This window comes from Comamonas sp. C24C (assembly GCF_053345995.1).
In genome coordinates this window covers 378311-403085 of record NZ_JBKFBC010000003.1, presented here as the reverse complement: position 1 = coordinate 403085, position 24775 = coordinate 378311, and the positions used below count along the sequence as shown (strand labels likewise).

General features: G+C 61.6%; 23 protein-coding genes. 2 read left to right on the top strand and 21 right to left on the bottom strand.

Annotation, left to right across the window (positions count from 1 at the left end; translation table 11 throughout):
- Positions 1-120: 120 nt before the first annotated feature.
- From ACLBXN_RS08720 to rpsB, 21 genes are all read right to left on the bottom strand, one after another.
- Positions 121-1005, bottom strand: a complete 885-nt coding sequence (locus ACLBXN_RS08720; protein ID WP_447611833.1) for a Kdo hydroxylase family protein — start codon at positions 1003-1005, stop codon at positions 121-123.
- Between the two features lie 46 nt (positions 1006-1051).
- Entirely contained in the window at positions 1052-1471 is a 420-nt protein-coding gene (locus ACLBXN_RS08715; protein WP_447611856.1) for a DUF4149 domain-containing protein, read from the bottom strand.
- Between the two features lie 137 nt (positions 1472-1608).
- The gene (greA, locus tag ACLBXN_RS08710) at positions 1609-2085 is read right to left on the bottom strand and encodes a transcription elongation factor GreA (protein WP_003053437.1); all 477 of its coding nucleotides are present in this window, start codon (positions 2083-2085) and stop codon (positions 1609-1611) included.
- A 220-nt stretch (positions 2086-2305) separates the two neighbouring features.
- The gene (gene carB / locus ACLBXN_RS08705; protein WP_003053436.1) at positions 2306-5557 is read right to left on the bottom strand and encodes a carbamoyl-phosphate synthase large subunit; all 3252 of its coding nucleotides are present in this window, start codon (positions 5555-5557) and stop codon (positions 2306-2308) included.
- Positions 5550-6722 carry a glutamine-hydrolyzing carbamoyl-phosphate synthase small subunit gene (carA, locus tag ACLBXN_RS08700; protein ID WP_447611832.1) on the bottom strand — a complete coding sequence of 391 codons (1173 nt, stop codon included), beginning with the start codon at positions 6720-6722 and terminating at the stop codon, positions 5550-5552. The genes carB and carA overlap by 8 nt, the downstream gene beginning before the upstream one ends.
- A 172-nt stretch (positions 6723-6894) precedes the next feature.
- The gene (locus ACLBXN_RS08695; protein ID WP_211458693.1) at positions 6895-7686 is read right to left on the bottom strand and encodes a TrmH family RNA methyltransferase; all 792 of its coding nucleotides are present in this window, start codon (positions 7684-7686) and stop codon (positions 6895-6897) included.
- Between the two features lie 216 nt (positions 7687-7902).
- Positions 7903-8634, bottom strand: a complete 732-nt coding sequence (gene rnhB / locus ACLBXN_RS08690; RefSeq protein ID WP_167003313.1) for a ribonuclease HII — start codon at positions 8632-8634, stop codon at positions 7903-7905.
- Complete coding sequence (lpxB, locus tag ACLBXN_RS08685) at positions 8597-9793, bottom strand: lipid-A-disaccharide synthase (RefSeq protein WP_447611855.1); 1197 nt, start codon at positions 9791-9793, stop codon at positions 8597-8599. The genes rnhB and lpxB overlap by 38 nt, the downstream gene beginning before the upstream one ends.
- Before the next feature lie 50 nt (positions 9794-9843).
- Positions 9844-10632 carry an acyl-ACP--UDP-N-acetylglucosamine O-acyltransferase gene (gene lpxA / locus ACLBXN_RS08680; RefSeq protein WP_211458691.1) on the bottom strand — a complete coding sequence of 263 codons (789 nt, stop codon included), beginning with the start codon at positions 10630-10632 and terminating at the stop codon, positions 9844-9846.
- Between the two features lie 15 nt (positions 10633-10647).
- Positions 10648-11088, bottom strand: a complete 441-nt coding sequence (fabZ, locus tag ACLBXN_RS08675) for a 3-hydroxyacyl-ACP dehydratase FabZ (protein WP_003053425.1) — start codon at positions 11086-11088, stop codon at positions 10648-10650.
- Positions 11088-12089, bottom strand: coding sequence for a UDP-3-O-(3-hydroxymyristoyl)glucosamine N-acyltransferase (gene lpxD, locus ACLBXN_RS08670; protein WP_043009330.1), 1002 nt, complete (start codon positions 12087-12089; stop codon positions 11088-11090). Before lpxD ends, fabZ begins: the two co-directional genes overlap by 1 nt.
- Positions 12090-12105: 16 nt before the next feature.
- A complete protein-coding gene (locus ACLBXN_RS08665; RefSeq protein WP_003053423.1) occupies positions 12106-12612 on the bottom strand; it encodes an OmpH family outer membrane protein in 507 nt (168 codons plus the stop codon).
- Complete coding sequence (bamA, locus tag ACLBXN_RS08660) at positions 12612-14927, bottom strand: outer membrane protein assembly factor BamA (RefSeq protein ID WP_211458689.1); 2316 nt, start codon at positions 14925-14927, stop codon at positions 12612-12614. Before bamA ends, ACLBXN_RS08665 begins: the two co-directional genes overlap by 1 nt.
- A 43-nt stretch (positions 14928-14970) precedes the next feature.
- Positions 14971-16341, bottom strand: a complete 1371-nt coding sequence (gene rseP, locus ACLBXN_RS08655) for an RIP metalloprotease RseP (protein WP_447611831.1) — start codon at positions 16339-16341, stop codon at positions 14971-14973.
- A 91-nt stretch (positions 16342-16432) separates the two neighbouring features.
- Positions 16433-17611: a 1-deoxy-D-xylulose-5-phosphate reductoisomerase gene (ispC, locus tag ACLBXN_RS08650; protein ID WP_043009324.1), complete on the bottom strand. Its 1179-nt coding sequence runs from the start codon at positions 17609-17611 to the stop codon at positions 16433-16435.
- A complete protein-coding gene (locus ACLBXN_RS08645; protein WP_447611830.1) occupies positions 17608-18465 on the bottom strand; it encodes a phosphatidate cytidylyltransferase in 858 nt (285 codons plus the stop codon). Before ACLBXN_RS08645 ends, ispC begins: the two co-directional genes overlap by 4 nt.
- A gap of 14 nt (positions 18466-18479) precedes the next feature.
- Complete coding sequence (uppS, locus tag ACLBXN_RS08640; RefSeq protein ID WP_407713628.1) at positions 18480-19217, bottom strand: polyprenyl diphosphate synthase; 738 nt, start codon at positions 19215-19217, stop codon at positions 18480-18482.
- Positions 19218-19240: 23 nt separating this feature from the next.
- On the bottom strand, positions 19241-19801 hold the full coding sequence (frr, locus tag ACLBXN_RS08635; protein WP_043009318.1) for a ribosome recycling factor: 561 nt from the start codon (positions 19799-19801) through the stop codon (positions 19241-19243).
- A 37-nt stretch (positions 19802-19838) separates the two neighbouring features.
- Positions 19839-20561 carry a UMP kinase gene (gene pyrH / locus ACLBXN_RS08630; protein ID WP_003053409.1) on the bottom strand — a complete coding sequence of 241 codons (723 nt, stop codon included), beginning with the start codon at positions 20559-20561 and terminating at the stop codon, positions 19839-19841.
- A gap of 93 nt (positions 20562-20654) precedes the next feature.
- Complete coding sequence (gene tsf, locus ACLBXN_RS08625; RefSeq protein WP_003053404.1) at positions 20655-21548, bottom strand: translation elongation factor Ts; 894 nt, start codon at positions 21546-21548, stop codon at positions 20655-20657.
- Positions 21549-21656: 108 nt separating this feature from the next.
- Positions 21657-22409 carry a 30S ribosomal protein S2 gene (rpsB, locus tag ACLBXN_RS08620; protein WP_003067383.1) on the bottom strand — a complete coding sequence of 251 codons (753 nt, stop codon included), beginning with the start codon at positions 22407-22409 and terminating at the stop codon, positions 21657-21659.
- Positions 22410-22634: 225 nt separating this feature from the next.
- Here rpsB and ACLBXN_RS08615 point away from each other — a divergent pair, with 225 nt between their 5' ends.
- On the top strand, positions 22635-24023 hold the full coding sequence (locus ACLBXN_RS08615; RefSeq protein ID WP_447611829.1) for an amidase: 1389 nt from the start codon (positions 22635-22637) through the stop codon (positions 24021-24023).
- 97 nt (positions 24024-24120) lie between these two features.
- Positions 24121-24775, top strand: a 655-nt coding sequence (locus ACLBXN_RS08610; RefSeq protein ID WP_447611828.1) for an NAD(P)H-hydrate epimerase, incomplete at its 3' end; no start/stop codon positions are given.

The following is a 24775-nucleotide window of genomic DNA, read 5'->3' as shown; positions in this document are numbered from 1 at the left end:
GACGGCTGCAGTTGCAGCCTCAAAAACAAAAGGCGTTGACCGCGAGGTTCAACGCCTTTTTTGTGCCCGCCTGAACTATGAATCAGCGCGAGCCCGGCATGCCGGGCTTGCTCGGCCTTGTCAGCGATACTTGGCATCGACCAACGGATGCCCCTTCATGCGCGAGAGAATCGACAGCGGGCTGGCCGCCGGGTTGTATTCGCTGCCGGGCGGCAGGAACAAGGTCTGCTCCAGCATGTACTGCCCCGACATGACGGCATGCACGGCCTGATCGGAAAAGCACACCCAGGAGGAACCTGCCGCGAAAGGCACGGTCTCCTGCGGCGCGTTCTTCTGGTAGTCGGCGTCGCCCTTCATGCCATCGTGCAGCTGCAGCATCAGATGATCGTATTCGCTGCGATAGGACTTGGTCACATGCAGCAGCTCCAGCGCCTTGGCCTGCCAGGCGCTGTAGGGCTTGGCACGCGGCACGAAACGCTTGGCCACATCGGTGAAGGGCTCGCCCACGCGCCAGACGCGCGGCTGACCATCCGGGTTGACATTGGTGAACACGCGCAGAATGCGCTCGCCATAGTTGGGCCGCGAAGGAAAGGCATCCACATGCATGCGCTTGTCGTCGGCACGCCAGGACTGCGCCCGCGTTTCCACCTGCGAAGGGCGGTAGCTAGTGGGCGCCATGCGCACCAGCGGCATATAGGCGGGAAACAGCCCTGCGATCAGCGCCGTGGCCTGCTCGCGAAAGCGTCCGACCATGGCCGCCACCTGGGCCTGCGTGGCCTCGTCGCCCGCCACGCCCTTGATCGAGCCATCCACGTTGAGGCTGATATTGCGCGTCTTGGGATCGCGCACATCGGGGCGCAGCAGGGTTTTTTCCTGCTCGGAGAGCTGAAAGCTCAGCTGCGGAAAGTACAGCACCTTGCCTGCCTCGACGGCAGCAGTCCATTCATCGCGCCCCTGGACCTGGCTCCAGTCGGTCGCGTCGATTTTTACGATTTGAGATTCCATGGCTTCGGCAGTGTACTCCCCGCAGCTGGAGCGGGCTTGCACTGGATCAAGCCGGCTTGCGCGCGCCCGCCACACGCCACAGCACGATGGCGGCGCACAGCCACTGCAGCGCATACATGCCGGTGCCCACGCTGTGCCAGAGTTTGAGGTTCTCGCGCGCCACGATCTTGGGTGACACGCCGTACTGCACCAGCAGCGCCAGCAACATGCCGGCGATCACAAAACCGATAGCTGCTTGCGCCCATTGCTCAAGCTTTTCAGCATGTTTTCGCTTTGAAAACACCAGCAGTAAAGCGCAACATGCTATGGAAATCCAGGTCTGCGCGGCGAACAGCTTGGCCGCCATAAAGCCCGCCAGAGCCGGCGTGGGCAGATGGGCAAACAGCATGGGCACGGCCACAAAGCCGATGACGCTCAGACTGCCCCACCACAGAGCCGCAAAGAAAACAGGAAAGCGTTCAAACATCATGGTGAAATTTCAGCATGGCAGAGCGCAAACCAGAGATGCCGAGCAAGAGCCGCCTCGCAGCAAGGGCATCGTCCCCTCTACCGCAGCGCGAAGCGCCCAGAGACAGGGGAAGGCGCGCAGCGCCTCAGGGGTGATCAGATGTACTTTACGCCTACGATCTCGTAGCGACGCTCGCCGCCCGGTGCCTGCACCACGGCGGTATCGCCCTCTTCCTTGCCGATCAGGGCGCGGGCAATGGGGCTGGACACATTGATCAGGCCGTGCTTGAGATCGGCCTCGTCCTCGCCCACGATCTGGTAGGTGACGGCCGAGCCGCTGTCTTCATCTTCCAGATCCACAGTCGCGCCGAACACCACGCGACCGCCGGCATCCAGCTCGGTCGGGTCGATGACCTGCGCGGCGGACAGCTTGCCTTCGACCTCGATGATGCGGCCTTCGATGAAGCCCTGCTGCTCCTTCGCGGATTCGTATTCGGCGTTTTCGCTCAGGTCACCCTGAGCACGGGCCTCTGCAATGGCTTGAATGACCGCGGGACGATCCACCGTCTTCAGGCGTTGCAGTTCCACCTTGAGCTTTTCTGCTCCGCGCTTGGTGATTGGGATGGTGGCCATGATCAAGTCTCCAAATTCAGCAAACGCCGCGCCCAGCGCGGCACCTCTCGCACAGGCCTGAGTGACAACGTCAAACAGGGGCCTGTGCCCCAAAAGCAAACCGCCGCACGTTGCCGCGCGGCGGTTCAAATACATTACCGCAGATTATGCCGTGTTTGCTGCGGCACAAGTGCGGTAAAAACCCGGCAGCCCTTGCGGGCTGCTTCGGGCGTCAGCCTTTTCAGGCCTTGGTCAGCATGGCATGCAGCTCTTGCACCGAGTGCACGTCCAGGCTGCCGCGCATGGCCTTCATGCCTTCCACGGCCGCTTCCGCGCCGAAGATGGTGGTAAAGGTGGTCACGCGTGCCAGCAGCGCGCTGGTACGGATCTGGCGCGAGTCGGCGATGGCGTTGCGGCGCTCTTCCACGGTGTTGATGACCAGGGCGATTTCGCCGTTCTTGATCATGTCCACGATGTGGGGGCGGCCCTCGGTGACCTTGTTCACGGTCTGCACCTCGATGCCGGCCTCGGCAATCGCCGTGGCCGTGCCGCGTGTGGCGCACAGGCTGTAACCCATGGCGGCCAGTTCCTTGGCCACGGCCACGGCACGGGTCTTGTCGTTGTTCTTCACCGACAGGAAGACCTTGCCTTCGGCAGGCAGGTGCACGCCGGCCCCCATCTGGCTCTTCACAAAGGCTTCGCCAAAGGTCTTGCCCACGCCCATGACTTCACCGGTGGACTTCATCTCAGGGCCGAGGATGGTGTCCACACCGGGGAACTTCACGAACGGGAACACGGCTTCCTTGACGCTGAAGTAAGGCGGCGTGACTTCCTTGGTGATGCCCTGCTCGGCCAGAGTCTGGCCGGCCATGCAGCGTGCGGCCACCTTGGCCAGTTGCACGCCGGTGGCCTTGGAGACGAAAGGCACGGTGCGCGAGGCGCGGGGGTTCACTTCCAGCACGTAGATCACGTCCTGGCCGTCCGCTTCCTTGATGGCGAACTGCACGTTCATCAGGCCCACCACATGCAGGCCTTCGGCCATGGCTGCGGTCTGGCGCTTGATTTCAGCGACGGTTTCGGCCTTCAGGTAGTAAGGGGGCAGCGAGCAGGCGGAGTCACCGGAGTGAACGCCGGCTTGCTCGATGTGCTCCATCACGCCGCCGATGTACACGGCGCCGGTCTTGTCACGCACGCAGTCCACATCGCACTCGATGGCGTTGGACAGGAAGTGGTCCAGCAGCACGGGAGAGTCGTTGGAGACCTTCACGGCTTCGCGCATGTAGCGCTCGAGGTCGCGCTGCTCGTGCACGATTTCCATGGCACGGCCGCCCAGCACATAGGAAGGGCGCACCACCAGGGGGTAACCCAGGCCGGCAGCCTTTTCCAGGGCTTCGGCTTCGGTACGCGCGGTGGCGTTGGGGGGCTGACGCAGACCCAGTTCGTTGAGCAGCTTCTGGAAGCGTTCGCGGTCTTCGGCGGCATCGATCATGTCGGGCGTGGTGCCGATGATCTTCACGCCTTCGCGCTCCAGGCCCAGGGCCAGCTTCAGAGGCGTCTGGCCGCCGTACTGAACGATCACGCCTTCGGGCTGCTCCACATCCACGATTTCCAGCACGTCTTCCAGCGTCAGGGGCTCGAAGTACAGGCGATCGGAAGTGTCGTAGTCGGTGGACACGGTTTCGGGGTTGCAGTTGACCATGATGGTTTCGTAACCATCTTCGCGCATGGCCATGGCGGCGTGCACGCAGCAGTAGTCAAACTCGATGCCCTGGCCGATACGGTTCGGGCCACCGCCCAGCACCATGATCTTCTTCTTGTCCGTGGGAGCGGCTTCGCACTCTTCGTCATACGTGGAGTACATGTATGCGGTGTTGGAAGCGAACTCTGCCGCACAGGTGTCCACGCGCTTGAACACGGGACGCACCTTCAGCGCCTTGCGCGCTTCGCGCACGGCCTTGTCGCTGGTGTGCAGCAGCTTGGCCAGGCGGCGGTCGGAGAAGCCCTTTTGCTTGAGGCTGCGCAGGGTCTGCGCATCCAGAGCCGCCAGAGCGCCTTCGCCCTTTTCTTCGTACAGCTTGTCCAGCTCGAGTTCGATCTTGACGATCTCTTCGATCTGCACCAGGAACCACTTGTCGATCTTGGTGATGTTGTGCACTTCGTCCAGCGACCAGCCGGCAGCGAAAGCGTCGCCCACATACCAGATGCGGTCGGGACCGGGCTCGCCCAGTTCCTTTTCCAGGATTTCGCGGTCCTGGGTCTTTTCGTTCATGCCGTCCACGCCCACTTCCAGGCCGCGCAAGGCCTTCTGGAAGGATTCCTGGAAGGTACGGCCGATGGCCATCACTTCGCCCACGGACTTCATCTGCGTGGTCAGGCGGTTGTCGGCAGCAGGGAACTTCTCGAAGGCGAAACGCGGGATCTTGGTGACCACGTAGTCGATCGAGGGCTCGAACGAAGCGGGGGTCTTGCCGCCGGTGATTTCGTTCTTGAGTTCATCCAGCGTGAAGCCCACGGCCAGCTTGGCCGCGATCTTGGCGATGGGGAAGCCCGTGGCCTTGGAAGCCAGTGCCGAGGAACGCGAGACGCGGGGGTTCATCTCGATGACGATCATGCGACCGTCCTTGGGATTCACCGAGAACTGCACATTGGAGCCACCCGTGTCCACACCGATTTCGCGCAGAACGGCCAGAGATGCATTGCGCATGATCTGGTATTCCTTGTCGGTCAGTGTCTGGGCCGGTGCCACGGTGATGGAGTCACCGGTGTGCACGCCCATGGGGTCCAGGTTTTCGATCGAGCAGACGATGATGCAGTTGTCAGCGGTGTCGCGCACCACTTCCATCTCGTACTCTTTCCAGCCCAGCAGGGACTCTTCGATCAGCAGCTCGTTGGTGGGCGAAGCCTCCAGACCGCGCTTGCAGATGGTTTCGAATTCCTCGGGGTTGTAGGCAATGCCGCCACCGGTGCCGCCCAGCGTGAAGCTGGGGCGGATGACGGTGGGGAAGCCCATCTGCTTTTGCACGGCCCAGGCTTCGTCCATGGAGTGGGCGATGCCGGAGCGCGCGGAGCCCAGACCGATCTTGGTCATGGCGTCCTTGAACTTCAGACGGTCTTCGGCCTTGTCGATGGCTTCGGGCTTGGCGCCGATCAGCTCGACCTTGTACTTGTCCAGCACGCCGTTCTTCCACAGGTCCAGCGCGCAGTTCAGCGCGGTCTGGCCGCCCATGGTGGGCAGGATGGCATCGGGACGTTCCTTGGCGATGATCTTCTCGACCGTCTGCCAGGTGATGGGCTCGATGTAGGTGACGTCGGCCGTGGCCGGGTCGGTCATGATCGTGGCGGGGTTGCTGTTGATCAGGATGACCTTGTAACCCTCTTCGCGCAGGGCCTTGCAGGCCTGCACGCCGGAGTAGTCAAACTCGCAGGCCTGACCGATCACGATGGGACCGGCGCCAATGATCAGAATGCTTTTAAGGTCGTTGCGCTTAGGCATTGTTGTGTTTCTCCATCAGCGCTGTGAAGCGGTCAAACAGATAGCCGATATCGTTGGGGCCGGGCGATGCTTCGGGGTGACCCTGGAAGCAGAAGGCAGGCACATCGGTGCGCTCCAGACCTTGCAGCGTGCCGTCAAACAGGCTGATGTGCGTGGCGCGGGCGTTGGCGGGCAGCGACTCGATCTCCACCGCAAAACCGTGGTTCTGGCTGGTGATGCTGACGCGGCCGGAGTCCAGGTCCTTCACGGGGTGGTTGGCGCCGTGATGGCTGTTCTGCATCTTGAAGGTCTTGGCGCCGGAGGCCAGAGCCATGATCTGGTGACCCAGGCAGATGCCGAACAGAGGCTTCTTGGCGGCCATGATCTCTTGCGCAGCGGCAATGGCGTAGTCGCAAGGCTCGGGGTCGCCAGGTCCGTTGGACAGGAACACGCCGTCGGGGTTCAGGGCCAGTACGTCCTTGGCAGGCGTCTGTGCGGGCACCACGGTCACGTCGCAGCCGCGCTCGGCCAGCATGCGCAGAATGTTCTTCTTCACGCCGAAGTCGTAGGCCACGACCTTGAACCTGGGCGCTTCGAGCTGGCCGTAGCCTTCGCCCAGCTTCCACTCGGTTTCAGCCCAGGGATAGGACTTGTCGGTGGTCACGACCTTGGCCAGATCCAGACCCTTCATGCTGGGTGCAGCCTTGGCTGCGGCGATGGCCTCGTCGATCCTGGCCTGGGTGACTTCTTCACCAGCGGCCAGACCCACGACTGCGCCGTTCTGCGCGCCGTGATCACGCAGCAGTCGCGTGAGCTTGCGGGTGTCGATATTGGCGATGGCGACGGTCTTACCTTCGATCAGGTACTCGGACAGCGTCTGCGTGCTTCGGAAGTTGCTGGCCAGCAGGGGCAGGTTCTTGATGATGAGACCTGCGGCATGGATCTTGTCAGCTTCGACGTCTTCAGGATTGACACCGTAGTTGCCGATGTGCGGATACGTGAGTGTCACGATCTGCTGGCAATAGCTGGGGTCGGTGAGGATTTCCTGGTAGCCGGTCAGCGAGGTGTTGAAAACGACTTCGCCAACAGTGGTGCCTTGCGCACCAATCGAGTTGCCAATAAAGACCGTGCCGTCTGCGAGCGCCAGAATGGCGGATGGGAAATTTCCCTTGAGAGACAAAAGCACTGGGTTCTCCGGTTTTTTAATTACGGTTACGCCCAACGAAGCCCCGGCGTGTGCGCTGGGACATTTGTGTCTGCAGGGAATGGCGAGGAAGCGTCGCTAGGCGTATGAAGGAATGCTTGAAAGCCGCCCATTATAGGCTCTGTCCGCTTCACCCCTTTGAAGCGCCCCGGGATTACCCTCTACGGCGTAGCATGCTTACGCTGCTCGCATGCAGACAGATCGCGGCTGCAGCAGCCACATTGAGTGACTCCTCACCTCCGGGCTGTGCAATGCTGATGCGGCGCTGCGCCATCTCCATCAGCGCCTCGCCCACACCCTGCCCTTCGTGACCCATGGCCCAGGCACAGGGCCAGGGCAGATCCGCCTCATGAATCAATGTCCCCTGATGGGAGCTGGTCACTACCAGGGGCACTTGCAAGGCTTTCACATCCTCGAGCGAGGCGGCCTCGACCAGATGCAGGCCGAAGTGAGCACCCATTCCTGCGCGCAACACCTTCTGACTCCACAGCGCGGCCGTGCCCTTGAGCGCCACAATCTGGGTGAAACCGAAGGCCGACGCGCTGCGCAGGATACTGCCCACGTTGCCGGCATCCTGCACGCGGTCCAGCACCACGGTGGCGATGCCGGACTGCACCTGCAATGCAGCGTCCCAGTCCATCACATAGCCCATGCGGGCGGGAGATTCCAGAGCGCTGATCTCGTCGAACAAGGCATCGGCCAGCACCACGACCTTGCTGGCGGCCTGCACCCACTCTTCGGGCGCCTGCGGCCAGAAAGACTGCGCAAAAACGGCAACTTTTGGTTTCAGACCCCGCACCAGGGCCGCACGGCAAAGATGATCGCCTTCTAGCCAGACCTGGCCCTGCTTGCGGTAGGCCGTGCTGTCCTGGGACAGGCGGCGCAGCTCCTTGACGAAAGCGTTGTCGCGCGAATGAATGTCCGTGACCTGGGGACGTGCTGCCATGTCGACCTCTGAGAAAAAACAAAAAACCCGGCATGCAAGCGCCTGGCCAGGCCTGAAACAAGAACACGACTTACGCAAAACGGGTTCAGGCAGGACGACTGCCTCAGAACGCAGGCCGTTGTGGCATTCCTGTTTGCGTAAGTCCCAAAGAAGATAGAGCGCCCAAGCCGGCCCTGCGCCCCACTCGGGAATGCAGGCCCGACCATCAGGCGCGCATCAGACGTAGAGCAAAGCCTGCGACATCTGCAGGCTGGAAGTCACCCCCGACAGCCCGGTCTCGCACAGCACGGGCTGGGCCGTGCCGCCCGCACACACCTGGCCGGCTTGCAGCACCTGGGCCACGGGTGCAAAGGAGCGCCTGTGCTCGGCCGTTGCACCATGGGCGCGCAAGGCCTGCAGATGCGCGGCCGTGCCATAGCCCTTGTGTCCGGCAAAGCCGTACTGCGGATACTGGGCGTCCAGGCGCTCGCACCAGCGGTCGCGCGTGACCTTGGCCAAGATGGACGCTGCAGAAATGGCCTGCACCAGCGAGTCACCCTTGACAATGGCCTCGGCCTGCACATCGATCTGAGGCAACTGGTTGCCATCCACCAGCACCAGCACGGGCTTGAGGCGCAAGCCCATCACTGCGCGGCGCATGGCCAGCAGCGTGGCCTTGAGAATGTTGATCTCGTCGATTTCCTGAACCGAGGCCTGCGCTATGCAAAAGCACAGCGCCTTGGCGCGGATCTCGTCGTAGAGCACCTCGCGGCGGTTCGCCGTGAGCTTCTTGGAATCGTTCAGCCCGGCAATGGGCTTCATGTCGTCCAGAATGACGGCAGCCGCCACCACCGGGCCGGCCAGCGGGCCGCGCCCTGCCTCATCCACCCCGGCAACCAGCCCGGGCGGATGCCAGGGCAGGCAGCCTTGCTCAAGCAGCGGGGGTGGCAATGATTTTTTGGATCGCATGGGCAGCCAGTTCGGCGGTATCGCGGCGCAGTTCGTGATGTAGCGCGGTGAAGCGCTCAACCAGCGCTTCAATGGTGGCAGGAGAATCCTGGCTGGCTCTGAGCCAGCCCAGCGCGGCCTGGGCCAGTGCCTCGGGCGTTGCCGCATCCTGCAGCAGCTCGGGCACGACGAAGTTGCCGCACAGAATATTGGGCAGCCCCACCCAGGGCTGCAGTTGCTTGCGCTTCATAAGGCGCCAGCTCCAGGGGTGCATGCTGTAGCTGATGACCATGGGGCGCTTGTAGAGCGCGGCCTCCAGCGTGGCGGTGCCGCTGGCAATCAGCGTGCAGTCGCAGGCAGCCAGCACATCGTGGGACTGCCCCTTGACGATGAGGCATTGCTCCTGCATGCCTGCCTCGGCGGCGATGCGCTGCACCTCCTCGTACAGGGAAGGCACGGCCGGCACCACGATCCGGGTCTGCGGCAACGCCTTGCGGACCAGCGCTGCCGCCTTGAAAAAGCCCGAGGCGATATAGCGCACCTCGGAGCGGCGGCTGCCAGGCAGCAAGGCCAGCACCAGACCCTCTTCGGCCAGGCCCAGGCGCGCACGCGCAGCCGCTCTGTCGGGATGCAAGGGAATCACCTGCGCCAGCGGATGGCCGACGTAAGTGGCTTCGATGCCATGCTGGGCCAACAGTTCGGGCTCGAACGGAAAGATGCACAGTACATGGTCGGCCGCGCGGCGGATTTTCTCCACGCGATCAGCACGCCAGGCCCAGATCGAAGGGCAGACAAAATGCACGGTCTTGATGCCCGCTTCGCGCAAGCCGGTTTCCAGCCCCAGGTTGAAGTCAGGTGCATCCACGCCCACGAAGACCGAGGGCGGATGCGCAATCAGGCGCTGACGCAGCTTTTTGCGAATTCCGAGCAGCTCGGCCACGCGGGCCAGCACTTCCCAGCTGTAGCCGTGCACGGCCAGACGCTCGGACTGCCACCAGGCGTCAAAGCCTCGCTCCTGCATCCTGTCGCCGCCGATCCCCATGGAGCTTGCATCAGGCCAGCGCTGACGCAGACCGTCGAGCAACAGCGAAGCCAGCAGATCGCCCGAGGCCTCGCCCGCCACCATGGCGATGCGGGGCGCTACGGAATCTGCAGCAGCTTGCGCTTGCTTGTTAGGCATTTCAGAGCTATTCACGACTCAAATCCAGATGGAGACAGCGCAAGCTGCTATCAACGTGTGATGCCACTGGTCGCCGATGCCAGAAAGGACTGCATGAAGTCCACATCCTGCACGGCTTCGGGCGTTGCCGACTTGATCGCATCCATGGCCGCAATGGCCTGCTCCAGCGTCAGGCCCTGGCGGTACAGCAGCTTGTGCATCTCGCGCACCGCGGCAATACGCGCATCCGAGAAACCGCGGCGCTTGAGACCGATCAGATTCACGCTGCGCGCGGCCAGCGGATTGCCGTCCACCGTCATGAAGGGAGGCACATCCTTGTTCACATGGGCCTGAAAGCCCACCATGGCGTGCGCGCCGATGCGCATGCGTTGCAGCACGCCGGTCAGCCCGCCGATGGTCACCCAGTCGCCGACATGCACATGGCCTGCCAGCGTGGTGTTGTTGGCCAGTGTGGTCTGGTTGCCGATGACGCAGTCATGCGCGATGTGCACATAGGCCATGATCCAGTTGTCATTGCCGATGGTGGTCTCGCCGCGGTCCTGCGTGGTGCCCGTGTTGAAGGTACAGAACTCGCGCACCGTGTTGCGGTCGCCCATCACCAGCCGCGTGGGCTCGCCCGCGTACTTCTTGTCCTGGGGCTGCGCACCCAGCGATGCGAACTGGAAGATGTGGTTGTCTTCACCAATCGTGGTGTCGCCCTCGATCACGCAATGCGCGCCCACCTTGCTGCCGGCGCCAATGCGCACCCTGGGGCCGATGACGGCATACGGCCCCACCGACACCGAGGTGTCGAGCTGGGCCGCGGGGTCCACCAGGGCGGTGGGATGAATCAAGCTCACAGCCGCCATCAATGCTTATCCCACGTGACGCATGGTGCACATCAGCTGGGCTTCGGCAGCCACTTCGCCATCCACGCTGGCAACGGCGTTGAACTTCCAGATGCCGCCGCGCACGCGGTCGATGGTGATCTCCAGGGCCAGTTGGTCTCCCGGCACCACGGGGCGCTTGAAGCGCGCCGAGTCGATACCCACGAAGTAGTAGATATTGTTTTCGTCGGGCACCTGACCCATGGCATCGAAAGCCAGCAGGCCGGCGGCCTGGGCCAGAGCTTCAAGAATCAGCACGCCGGGCATGACGGGACGACCGGGGAAGTGCCCGGTGAAGAACGGCTCGTTGAAGGTGACGTTCTTGATCGCCTTGATGCGTGTGTTGCGCTCAAGCTCCAGCACCCGGTCCACCAGAAGAAAGGGATAGCGGTGAGGCAGTTGCTTGAGAATTTCTTGAATATCCATCATCAATTTCCGTTGTTGCTTTGCCGGCCCTCAGCCAGCGCTTGTTCAAGCTTCTTGACCCGCTCCCGGAGCGTGTACAACTGCCTGAAGGTTGCAGCGTTCTTTTCCCATTGCTCGTTTTCTTGCAACGGAAAGATGCCTGTATAAAAACCTGCCTTGGGCAAGGAGCGAGTGACCATGGAGGTCGGCGAAATCACCGTACCGTCCGCAATCGTCAAATGCCCCAGGATATTGGCCGCCCCACCGATCTGGCAGTGCCTGCCAATGCGCGCACTGCCCGCAATACCGGTATTGCCGGCAATCACCGTATGCGCGCCAATATGAACATTGTGGGCAATCTGCACGAGATTATCGATCTTGACACCGTCTTCGATGATGGTGTCGTCGAGTGCCCCACGATCCACGCAGGTGTTGGCGCCGATTTCCACATCGTTGCCGATGCGCACGGCCCCCAGCTGCTCGATCTTCTCCCATCGGCCGGCCGATGGCGCAAAGCCGAAACCGTCGGCTCCGATGACCACGCCCGGATGCACGATGCAGCGCTCGCCCACCACACAGCCCTGGCCTATGGTGACGCGCGACTTCAGCACCGTATCGGCACCGATGACGGCGCCCGCCTCCACCACGCACTGCGGACCCACATAGGCACTGGCATGCACCTGGGCCGTGGCATCCACCACGGCGCTGGCATGAATGCCGCTGGGCCTGCCGCCTTGCTGATGCGCCTTCCACCACTGGGTGGCACGCGCGAAATAGGCATAGGGATCGGCCGTGACAATGCAGGCACCGCGCTGGGCAGCCTCATCGCGCAGCGCCGGCGCCACAATGACACAGGCCGCCTGTGAGGCGGCCAGTTGCTGGCGATAGCGGGGATTGCTTAAGAAGCTCAGATCACCGTGACCCGCAGAGTCCAGCGGAGCGATGCGCGAGATGGTCATCTCGCGCTCGCCGCCGATCAGTTCTCCACCGAGCGCATCGAGAATCTGTCCCAATAGAACGCTCACAAAAGTATCCCTGGGATTACTTTGCGCCGTTCAGGGCCTTGATGACCTTGTCGGTGATATCGAACTTGGGGTTGATATACACGGCCTCTTGCAGGATGACGTCGTACTTTTCAGCCTCGGCCACTTGCTTGACAACCTTGTTGGCACGGTCGAGCACCGTGGCCAGCTCTTCGTTCTTGCGGGCGTTCAGGTCTTCCTGGAATTCGCGGCGCTTGCGCTGGAATTCACGATCCTGATCCACCAGCTGACGCTGGCGCGAAGCGCGCTGGCTTTCAGACATGGTGGTGGCTTCACGCTCGAACTTGTCCGAAGCAGTCTTCAAGGAATTGCCCTGATCGACCAAATCCTTTTCACGCTTAGAAAACTCCTGCTCAAGCTTGGCTTGGGCAGCCTTGGCAGCGGATGCCTCACGGAAGATGCGATCCGTGTTCACAAAACCTGCCTTGAATTCCTGTGCATGCGCAGAGACGGCCATGGCGCCAAGCAGCACAGCCAGAGAAAGATGGCTAGAGAGAGATTTCATTAGAAAGATGTTCCGATTTGGAATTGCAGTTTCTGGATTCTATCGCCGGTTTCCTTACGGATTGGCTGAGCATACGCCAAACGCAAAGGACCCAGCGGCGAAATCCAGCTGATACCGATACCGGTGGAAGCACGCAGGGTCCCCAGATCCATGCTTTCACCTTCCGCCCACACATTACCCACGTCCACAAAGCCGAACAGACGCAGGGTTCTGTCGTTGCCCGCTCCGGGGAATGGAACCATGAATTCGCCGTTCAAGGTCAGCTTGCGGGTACCGCCCAGGGCCAGATTGGTGTTCACGGAATCGTGCTTGCCCAGAGAGCCTTGCTCGAAGCCGCGCACCGAGCCCAGACCGCCCGAATAGAAGTTCTTGAAGATGGGATAGGGATTGCCGCCCAGGCCCTTGCCCCAGCCCAGCTCGCCGTTCAGGGCGATCGTGTACTTCTTGTTCAGCGGGATATATTGCTGAATCTGGTAGTTGGCCTTCGCATAGCGCATATCGCTCATGAACGAGGCTTCCAGATTCACGCGCTGATAGCGGCCGGCATTCGGAGCCAGTGCGCTGTCGCGATTATCGCGAGACCAGCCCAGCGTCAGGGGAATACCGGTCTTGGAGCAACCGACATTCGCACCGACAGCGCCGCCGCAATATTCGTTGTAGACCTCGGGCATATAGGTGCCCGGCTTGATTTCATTGCCTTCGACACCGGCACCGAAGAAGATGGTGTCCACTTCGCTGAAGGGCACGCCGAAACGCACGCTTGCACCCTTGGTGATGATCTTGTAGGCGCCATCGTCGTAGTAGGGACGGATGGTGCGGTAGTACAGGTCATAGGTGCGCGAAATACCCGTATCCGTGAAATAGGGATTCGTGGTCGACACCACCATGGTGCGGTTGTATTTGCTGGTGTTGATGTCCAGGCCCAGATAGTTGCCCGAGCCGAAAACGTTTTCCTGCTTGATACCGAAGGACAGCGAGACCTTTTCGGCGCTGGAGAAACCGGCACCCAGCTGGATCGAGCCCGTGGGCTTTTCCACCACATTGATCATCAGATCAACCTGGTCGGGAGAACCCGGCACTTCCTGGGTTTCGATTTCAACTTGGGTGAAGAAGCCCAGACGGTCGACGCGGTCGCGCGACAGCTTGATCTTCTGGCCGTCATACCAGGAGGCTTCGAACTGGCGGAACTCGCGGCGAATCACTTCGTCGCGGGTCTTGTTGTTGCCGCTGACGCTGATGCGACGGATATAGGCACGGCGCGAAGGCTGGGCCTGCAGCACTAGGGACACACGGTTGTTGGCGCGATCGATGTCGGGCACGGCTTCCACCTTGGCGAAAGCAAAACCGAAATTGCTGTAATAGTCGGTAAAAGCCTTGATGGTCTCGGAAACCTGGTCGGCGTTATAAGGCTCGCCGGGCTTGATCTTGACCAGCGACTTGAACTCGTCGTCGCGATCCAGGTAGTTGCCTTCGAGCTTCACGCCCGAGACCACATACTGGTTGCCTTCGTGAATGTTCACGGTCAGGCCGATGCTCTGCTTGTCGGGAGAAATGGCGACCTGCGTGGACTCCACGCGGAACTCCAGATAGCCGCGCTGCAGATAGTAGGAGCGCAGCGACTCCAGATCGGCATTGAGCTTGTTGCGCGCGTAGCGGTCGGACTTGGTATACCAGCTCATCCAGTTGCCAGTGTCCTGGTCGAACAGGTCCTTGAGCGTGGATTCCTTGAAGGCCTTGTTGCCCACAATGTGGATTTCGTTGATCTTCGCGGGCTCGCCTTCCGAGACGGTGAAAGTCAGGTTCACACGGTTGCGCTCGATAGGCGTCACCGTGGTCACAACCTCCGCGCCGTACAGGCTGCGGTTGATGTACTGGCGCTTGAGCTCCTGCTCGGCACGGTCGGCCAAGGCCTTGTCGAAGGGGCGGCCGTCGGCCAGACCCACATCGCGCATGGCCTTGAGCAAGGTGTCCTTGTCGAACTCCTTGGTGCCGGCAAAGTTCACCTCGGCAATGGTGGGACGCTCTTCCACGACCACTACCAGCACATTGCCATTGGCCTCCAGACGCACGTCCTTGAACAGACCCAGTGCAAACAGCGAACGGATGGCCGCTGCGCCCTTCTCGTCGTTGTAGTCATCACCCACGCGCAAAGGCATGGAAGCGAACACCGTACCGGGCTCCACTCGCTGCAAACCCTCGACGCGGATATCTTGAACCTTGAAGGGCTCCAGCGCCCATGCCGCTTGCGCAGCTAAAACCATAGCAGCCAGGGCAGTTGCAGAGCGCACGCCCAAGCGATTGAAATGTTTTTTCATGAGTGGAAATCGCCGCGAATGCGGCCTACCGTAGCGATAAAAATTAGCCCCAGAGCCGGTTGATATCGTTGAAAAAGGCGACTGACATCATCAGCAGTATGACTGCGATGCCTGCACGCTGCAGTCTTTCAGCCCAGACATCAGAGACACCACGTCCCGTCAGACCTTCCCAAAGATAATACATCAGGTGCCCACCGTCCAGAACGGGCAATGGTAGCAGGTTGAGAACGCCCAGGCTGATGCTGATCAAGGCGAGAAACGACAGGTATTGCACCAGCCCCATGCTGGCGGACTTGCCCGCGTAATCGGCGATCGTCAGAGGGCCGCTGATATTTTTGAGCGAGGCCTGGCCGATCAGCATGCGCCCCATCATGCGCAGCGTCATGGAGGACAGCTCCCAGGTCTTGTGCACACCGGCACTCAGTCCATCGAGAAAGCCGCGGCGCACCAGCACCATTTCCGGCTGGCTGCCGATGAAGGCATTCACGCGTGCCGCAGGCGCCTGACCGTCCTTGCCAGGTACTATTTCCGGCTGCACCTGCAGATTCAGAGGCTGGCCCGCGCGCTCCACCACCCATGCCTGATGCTGCACCTGGCCGGTCTGCCCCGAGGCGCGAATCAGGGCACGCGCCTGCGCGCCATCCTGGACTGCCTGAGCATTGATGCTGAGCAGCACATCGCCTTTTTGCAGGCCCGCCTTGTCTGCCGGGCCGCCTGCGACAATCTCGTCAATGACCGCACGACTCCAGGCTCCCTGCAGCCCTACCTTGTCAAAGAAAGCTGCATCTGGTTCCTTTTGTTGCAAAGAAGCGAGATTCAGGGGCACGATGCGCGCCGCGCCATGTGCCTGGTCAGCCACTTCCAGCTGCAGGGACTCGCCTTCAATGGCCGCCGTCGTCACCAGCCAGCGCAAATCACCCAGGGCACGCACAGGCTGCCACTGCTGGCCTCCCACGGAGGCACGCTGCACCCAGTCGCCACTTTGAATACCGGCTTGCTGCAGCAAGCTGCCAGCCGCAGGCGCGGCAAGCCGGGCTGCAGGCTCATTCGTTCCCACCCAGTTGACCACGGTCAGCAACGCCACGGCCAGCACCAGATTGGCTGCCGGCCCCGCTGCAACAATGGCTGCACGTGAACGCAAAGGCTGGTTGTTGAAGGCCAGATGCTTTTCCTCGAGCCTGACCGTGCCCTCGCGCTCGTCAAGCATGCGCACATAGCCACCCAGAGGCAGCGCCGCGATCACATACTCGGTGCCCGACTTCTTGCCGACCCAGCGCAACAACGGCTTGCCAAAGCCCACGGAGTAACGCAGCACCTTGACACCGCAGGCCACGGCGACGCGATAGTGGCCCCACTCATGCACCGCAATCAGAACGCCGAGCGCCACGATGAAAGCCACAACTGTCAGCAACACCTGAAACTCCTTTTTGCCAATCGATGCTTGGAGTGTGCGCCAGGCCGCAAGTTCAACCGCCGCCCTGCAAGCACCCGCACTTCGCGCCCGTTCAGCGCGCCCACTGGCCGGCTATGGCGGCAGCGCTCTCGCGTGCTCGCGCATCGAGGGCCATCAGGTCTTCAAGACTGCTCACGGAGCCCGGTTGCACCGATTCCAGCGTCTGCAGGTTGACGGCATGAATGCGGTCAAACGACAGGCGACGCTCCAGAAAGGCGGCAACCGCCACTTCGTTTGCGGCGTTGAGCACCGTGGTCGTACCTTCGGGCGCGCGTAGTGCCTGCCAGGACAGATGCAGGCCGGGAAAGCGATGCGCATCCGCCTCCTCGAAGGTCAGTGCTGCCAGCTTGGCAAAATCCAGCACCGGCGCGCCGCTCTCGATGCGCTCGGGCCAGGCCAGACCGCAGGCAATCGGCACCCGCATATCGGGCGTTCCCAGTTGAGCGAGCACCGACGAATCCTTGAACTGCACCATGGAGTGCACGATCTGCTGCGGATGAATCACCACCTTGATCTTCTCGGGCGCCATATCGAACAGCCAGCGCGCCTCGATCACCTCCAGCGCCTTGTTCATCATGGTGGCGGAGTCCACCGAGATCTTGCGCCCCATGGAGAAGTTGGGATGCGAGCAAGCCTGCTCGGGAGTGATTTCAGACAGTGTCGCCGGGTCGCGTTGGCGGAACGGACCGCCCGAGGCCGTCAGCAGCAAGGAGTCGACACGCTCGGCCCAGGTGCTGCTGTCTTCGGGCAGGCACTGGAAGATGGCGGAGTGCTCGCTATCGATGGGCAGCAATGTGGCGCCATGACGCTTGACGGTGTCCATGAACAGCGCACCGCCCACCACCAGGGCTTCCTTGTTGGCCAGGAGCAGGCGCTTGCCCGCTCTGGCCGCTGCCAGGCAGGGGGCCAGTCCGGCCGCACCGACAATCGCCCCCATGACCGCATCGACATCAGGATGAGACGCTATCACTTCAAGAGCATTCCGTTCTTGAAGGACCTGTGTCTGAAGTCCGTGCAACTTGATCTTCTCAGCCAGTTGCTGTGCATGGGGCGCACTGGCCATCACGGCGAACTGTGGCTTGAACTGCGCGCATTGACTGAGCATCAAATCCACTTGCGTGGCAGCACTCAGCGCGAAGATTTCGTATTGATCAGGGTGGCGCGCCACCACATCCAGGGTATTGGTTCCGATGGAACCGGTAGAACCCAGAACCGTGATTTTCTGCTTCATGGATGCACAAAGGATGAGAGCATCATCGCCAACGGCAGTGTGGGCAGGAGGGCATCAATGCGATCCAGGACACCACCATGGCCGGGCAGCAAGCCGCTGCTGTCCTTGACACCGACGCTGCGCTTGATGAGGGATTCGACCAGGTCGCCCACCACACTCATCGCAGCCATAAACACCGCAGCCAGCAACAGGAACCAGAGCCCTCGTGACTGCAGCACCGAATAGAAACTGGGAACACTGGCGCCGTAGCGGCGATCTGCCCAGCTCCAGACCAGAGCCAGAACAACCACCCCCAGCATGCCTCCCCAGACACCTTCCCAGCTCTTGCCGGGACTGATGGAAGGAGCCAGCTTGTTTTTGGTGAACTTCAGGCCGAAAGTGCGACCTGCAAAATAGGCAAAGACATCGGCCACCCAGACCAGCACCAGGACCGAGAGCAGGAAGTTGATGCCGATATTGCGCGCCTGCACCACGGCCAGCCAGGCCAGCCACAATGCCAGCACGCCGCCGACCAGACGGACTGCAGCCGGAATATGCGGCCAGCCCGTCACGCCAGCGCGCAGCAGCAGCACGCCCCCCAGCACCCAGAGGCAACCCGCAATCAGCCACACCATGGACAGAGGCTGGTCAACCCAGCCGGCCCACCAGGAGCCCGCGCATAGCGCCGTACAGACAGCCCCCAGACCCAGCGAGCCCGCCTGCCCGAAGCCGTTAAGACGCCCCCACTCCCAGGCACCAGCCGCCATGAACAACAGCATCAGTGCCGAAAAAGGCACGGTGCTGGCCGTATAAAACAATGCAGGCAGCAAAATGGCCAGCAAAATCAAGGCGGTGATGACGCGCTGCTTGAGCATGGCACCTCTTATGGTTATGCCGTCAGGGTGACGGCAGATGATGGTTGAATCTGCTCTGAAGTCTGGCCGAAACGGCGCTCCCGACCGCCAAACACGGCAATGGCCTCGTCAAGAGCGGCCTCGTCGAAATCAGGCCACAGGGCATTGCTGAAGAACAGCTCGGTGTAGGCAGCCTGCCAAAGCAGAAAATTGCTGATGCGGGTTTCGCCGCCGGTGCGGATCATCAGATCAGGATCCGGCACATGCGCCAGGGCCATGGCCCTATCCAGATTCTCCGGGCTCAGCTCCAGACCCTGGGCCACCAGCTTCTGCGCTGCTTGCGCGATATCCCAGCGGCCACCGTAGTTGAAGCAGACATTGAGAACCAGGCGCGTGTTGTGCGCAGTGATGCGCTCGGCCTCGGCCAGGCCCTCACGGACCTTGTCGCTCAGACCTTGACGATCTCCGACAAAGTACAGGCGCACGCCGTCGCGGCTGAGTTGCGCAACTTCCTTGGCCAAGGCATTGGCCAGCAGGCTCATGAGGCCTGAGACCTCTTCCTGAGGCCTGCTCCAGTTCTCGGAGGAAAACGCAAATACCGTGAGCACCTGCACGCCACGCTCGACGCAGGCACGAGCGCAGCGGCGCAGAGACTCCACGCCCTGCTTGTGACCTGCAAGACGTGGAAGCAGACGGCGCTTGGCCCACCGCCCGTTGCCGTCCATGATGACGGCGATATGGCGCGGAACCGCGCCGGTTTTCTTGGATGTCAAAAGTGCAGGTCCTTCGGGAAGACTCAGACCGCCATGATGTCCTGTTCCTTGGCCGACACCAGCGCGTCGACCTCGGCAATGTGCTTGTCGGTGATCTTCTGGATTTCGGCTTCGGAGCGCTTCTGATCGTCTTCAGAGGCCTCTTTGTCCTTGACCAGCTTCTTCACGCTTTCATTGGCATCGCGGCGCAGGTTGCGGATGGCAATCTTGCCGTTCTCACCTTCGTTGCGGGCAAGCTTGGTCATTTCCTTGCGGCGCTCTTCGCTCATGGGAGGCATGGGCACGCGGATCAGGTCACCCATGGAGGCGGGATTCAGACCCAGATCGCTTTCGCGAATGGCCTTTTCCACCTTGGCAGCCATGTTCTTTTCCCAGGGCTGCACGCTGATGGTGCGGGAGTCCAGCAAGGACACATTGGCCACCTGGGACAGGGGCACCATGGAGCCGTAGTACTCGACGTGAATGGCGTCCAGCAGTGCGGGGTTGGCACGACCGGTGCGCACGCGCGCCAGGTTGTTCTTCAAAGCCTCGATGGACTGGCCCATCTTGGTTTCGGTGTTCTTTTTGATTTCAGCGATCGTCATGTTCTTGTTCCTTTGCGAGCATTGGGCGGCAAAACGCTCAAGCGTACACCAGAGTGCCTTCGTCTTCACCCATGACCACGCGCTTGAGTGCGCCGGGCTTGACGATGGAGAACACGCGGATCGGCAGCTTCTGGTCGCGGCACAGCGCGAAAGCCGTGGCATCCATGATGCCCAGGTTACGCGAGATGGCTTCATCGAAAGCCAGCTTGTCGTAGCGTGTGGCCGAGGGATCCTTGACCGGGTCGGCCGTGTAAACGCCGTCCACCTTGGTGGCTTTGAGCACGACTTCGGCACCGATTTCGGCACCGCGCAGCGCAGCTGCGGTGTCGGTGGTGAAGAAGGGGTTGCCGGTACCGGCAGCGAACACCACGACCTTGCCCTCTTCGAGGTACTGCAGGGCCTTGGGGCGCACATAGGGCTCCACCACCTGCTCGATACCGATGGCCGACATCACGCGCGCCGTCAGGCCTTGCTTGTCCATGGCGTCGGCCAGGGCCAGGGCATTCATCACCGTGGCCAGCATGCCCATATAGTCTGCAGTCGCACGATCCATGCCGACCGAACCACCTGCCACGCCGCGGAAGATATTGCCGCCGCCGATCACCACGGCAACCTGCACACCCACCTTGGTCACTTCCACGATCTCGGCAACCATGCGCTCAATGGTTGCACGGTTGATGCCGAACTGGTCATCTCCCATTAACGCCTCCCCCGACAGCTTGAGCAAGATGCGCTTGTGGGCTGGAATGGCGTTGGACATGGTGTTTCTCCGGTGGAAGTTGAATAAGTATGAAAACGGGAGGGGAATAAATCAATCGCGGCTCTAGGCCGCGATTGTTGCTAAGGCTTAGGTTTAAGCACCAGCCTTGGCTGCTGCCACCTGGGCAGCCACTTCAGCAGCGAAGTCATCGGTCTTCTTCTCGATGCCTTCACCCACGACAAACATCGTGAACGCCTTCACATTGGTGTTGGCAGCCTTGAGCATCTGGGCCACGGTTTGCTTGCCGTCGGCAGCCTTCACGAAGACCTGGTCGGCCAGGGACACTTCCTTCAGGTACTTCTGAACGGAACCTTCCACCATCTTGGCGACGATGTCGGCGGGCTTGCCGGATTCGGCAGCCTTGCCTTCGGCCACTGCGCGTTCCTTGGCGATCAGCTCGGCAGGCACGTCAGCGGAAGTCAGGGCCACGGGCTTCATGGCAGCCACATGCATGGCCACATCCTTGGCAGCAGCAGCGTCGCCGTCGAACTCGACCACCACGCCGATGCGGGTGCCGTGCACGTAGGCAGCCAGGCCAGCGCCGTTGAAAGCCTTGAAGCGACGGAAAGACATGTTCTCGCCGATCTTGCCGATCAGGCCCTTGCGCACATCTTCCAGAGTGGGGCCGTAGCCGTCTTGTTCGTAGGCCAGGGCGCCCAGGGCATCCAGGTCAGCGGGGTTGTGCTCGGCGACCAGCTTGGCAGCGGCGTTGGCCATGGCCAGGAAGCTGTCGTTCTTGGACACGAAGTCGGTTTCGCTGTTCACTTCGATCAGGCCGCCCTTGCCGCCTTCGATGAAAGCAGCCACAACGCCTTCAGCAGTCACGCGGGAAGCGGCCTTGCCAGCCTTGGTACCCAGCTTGACGCGCAGCAGCTCTTCAGCCTTGGCCATATCGCCATCAGCTTCGGTCAGAGCCTTCTTGCATTCCATCATGGGAGCGTCGGTCTTGGCGCGCAGTTCGGCGACCATGCTTGCAGTAATTGCCATCGTATTTCTCCAGTATCAGTTCGATTCGTTACAGGATTCCGGCTAAAAAAACGGGGCTACCTAGAGCCCCGCTTTTTCTCGCGATGCGGTCGCGCAGCCGGACTTCGCTTAGGCGGCGGATTCTTCCACTTCCACGAACTCGTCGCCGTTCTCGCCGGCAGCAGCCTTCACCACGTCGTTCAGACGGGCTTCGCGGCCTTCCAGGATAGCGTCGGCGATGCCTTGGGCGTACAGCTGCACAGCCTTGGCGGAGTCATCGTTACCAGGGATCACGTAGTCGATGCCATCGGGGTTGTGGTTGGTGTCAACCACGCCGATCAGGGGAATGCCCAGCTTCTTGGCTTCAGCGATAGCGATCTTGTGGAAGCCCACGTCGATCACGAAAATGGCGTCGGGCAGGCCGTTCATGTCCTGAATGCCGCCAATGTCCTTTTCCAGCTTTTCCAGTTCGCGAACGAACATCAGCTGTTCCTTCTTGGACATGGATTCCAGACCAGCTTCTTGCTGAGCCTTCATGTCCTTCAGACGCTTGATGGAGGTCTTGACGGTCTTGAAGTTGGTCAGCATGCCGCCCAGCCAGCGCTGGTCGACGAAGGGCACGCCAGCGCGCTTGGCTTCTTCGGCCACCAGCTCGCGGGCTTGACGCTTTGTACCCACCATCAGGATGGTGCCGCCGTTAGCAGTCAGCTGCTTGGCGAACTTCTGGGCTTCCTGGAACATCGGCAGGGACTTTTCCAGGTTGATGATGTGGATCTTGTTACGGGCGCCGAAGATGAACGGAGCCATCTTGGGATTCCAGAAACGAGTTTGGTGACCGAAGTGGACGCCGGCTTCCAGCATCTCGCGCATTGTTACTGCCATGTTAATTACCTCAAAGGTTGGGTCTAAAATCCGGCCCAACGATTGCAGCCGCCTTGAAAAGCGATCGCAACACCTTGGATAGGCCGGTTTGCTATTTGCCTTGCCGACTTGAAAGCAGGTGCTGCAAGGTGCAAAAACGCCATCGCATCAACCACTTTCAGAGCTTTTCAAGTCAACCCTCACGGACTAACCCTTAGCAAAGCCCCAAAAGTTTAGCACATCGCCATGCAACTCGACCTCAGTCACCTCACTCTCGAGATCCGCGAAGGCCGCCAAAGCGCCGCAAACCTCATGCAAATGAGCATTGCTGCCGCGCAAAGTCCCTTGTGCGCCAACGTTTTCAGCCAGACTTTCTTTGACGAAGCACGCTGGGCCGCCGCAGAAACACCAACGACTGCGCCCCTGGCCGGCCTGGCCATCTCGGTCAAGGATTTGTTTGACACCCAAGGTGCGCGCAGTGCCGCCAGCTCCCTGGTACTGCAGGATGCTCCTGTCGCCCGAGCAGACGCCACGGCCGTCGCCCGCCTGCGCGCGGCAGGTGCTGCCATCATCGGCCGCACCCATATGGTCGAATTCGCTTTTTCCGGCGTGGGCGTGAACCCGCATTTCGGCACCCCTGCCGCGCTGGATGCCCGCCACCCCGCCAATCCTCAGCTGGCGCCCACATGGCCGGCCCGCATTCCGGGCGGCTCCTCGTCAGGAGCCGCCGTGTCCGTCGCCAGCGGCGCCGCCTGGGCGGCTCTGGGCTCGGACACCGGCGGCTCCATCCGCATTCCCGCTGCACTCAATGGACTGGTGGGCTTCAAAAGCACGGCCAGGCTGGTTCCCACCGAAGGAACCGTGCCACTCTCGCCCACACTGGACACCGCCTGCGCCATTACGCGCAGCGTGCGCGATGCCGTGCTGCTGCACGAGATTCTGGCCGAGCGCAAGGTCGCCAAGGACGAGCGCAGCCTGAGCCAGTGGCGCCTGGCAGTGCCGCGCCCCCTGTTCTTCGAACAGATCGAACCCGCCGTGCGCAGCGCCTTTGAACGCAGCATCGCCAAGCTGCAAGCCGGCGGCGCGCAGATCGAATGGATTGACCTGCCCGAGCTGGAAGAGCTGGACGGCATCAACGTCATCGGCGGCTTCTCCCCCACCGAAAGCTATGCCTGGCACCGGCACCATCTGCAGGATCCCGCCAAGGCCGCGCTCTACGATCCCCGGGTGCGCTCGCGCATAGAGCGCGGCGCGAGCATGAGCGCTGCCGACTATCTGGATCTGCTGGCCGCGCGCAAGCGCTGGATTGCCAGGATGGAGAGCGCCATTGCCGACTATGACGCCCTGCTCTCGCCGACCACGCCGATCACCGCCCCCACCATTGCATCCGTCGCCCCGGCCAACGGCTTCGATGCTGCAGCCGACCTCAGGCATGACGAAGAATTCTTCCGCATCAACGGCCTGCTGCTGCGCAATACCAGCGTGGTCAATATGCTGGATGGCTGCGCGCTGTCACTGCCGTGCCACAACCCGAACGAGCTCCCCATGGGCCTGATGATCTGGCATGCAGCCCTGCATGACGACGCCATACTGAATATCAGCGCGGGCATAGAGACAGCGCTCAATCGCGTCTGACTTCCATTTTTGTAGCTACAACCGCCTATGGTCATTGGGCTACATGGCAAAAATCATCAAAACCCACAAATGCACAGTCTGAGGCTATCCTCGGACCATGCTGCGCATTTCTCCAACCGACACCCCGCCCGCTTCCATGGCTGCCGGCCAGGGCTGGCCGCTATTCAGCACCGCCGCCACGCGCCAGATTGAGCAGGATTGCGCCAGACGCCTGCCTCCCCACCAACTGATGGAGCGTGCAGGCCTTGCCATCGCAAAACTGGTGCTGGCAATAGCCCCGCACGCACAACGCATCTGGATCGTCTGCGGCCCGGGCAACAACGGTGGCGACGGCTTTGAGGCGGCAGCGCAGCTCAAAGCCATGCTGCCCCATGCGCAAATCATGGTCAGCGAAGTGCGCGCGCCTGCCGAGCTGCCATCCGACGCACAGATATCCCGGGACAAGGCCAGGCAGGCTGGCGTGCAGTGGCTGCATGACGCTCCCGTCGATCTGGGACCGCAGGACCTGTGCATCGATGCACTGCTGGGAATAGGACTGAGCCCGCGCCCCTCGGACAAGGCCTCGGCTGCGGAGCTGCGCTTGCTGCAACTGCTGGCCCAGGTTCGGCAGTGCGCCTGCACCGTACTCTGTGTCGACCTTGCCTCCGGCCTCGATGCCGATACCGGCCAGTATCTGAGGGAGTTCGCGCCCGGCCATATCGCCGCCAGGCAAGCGCGCCACACGCTTGCCTTGCTGACCCTGCAGCCCGGCC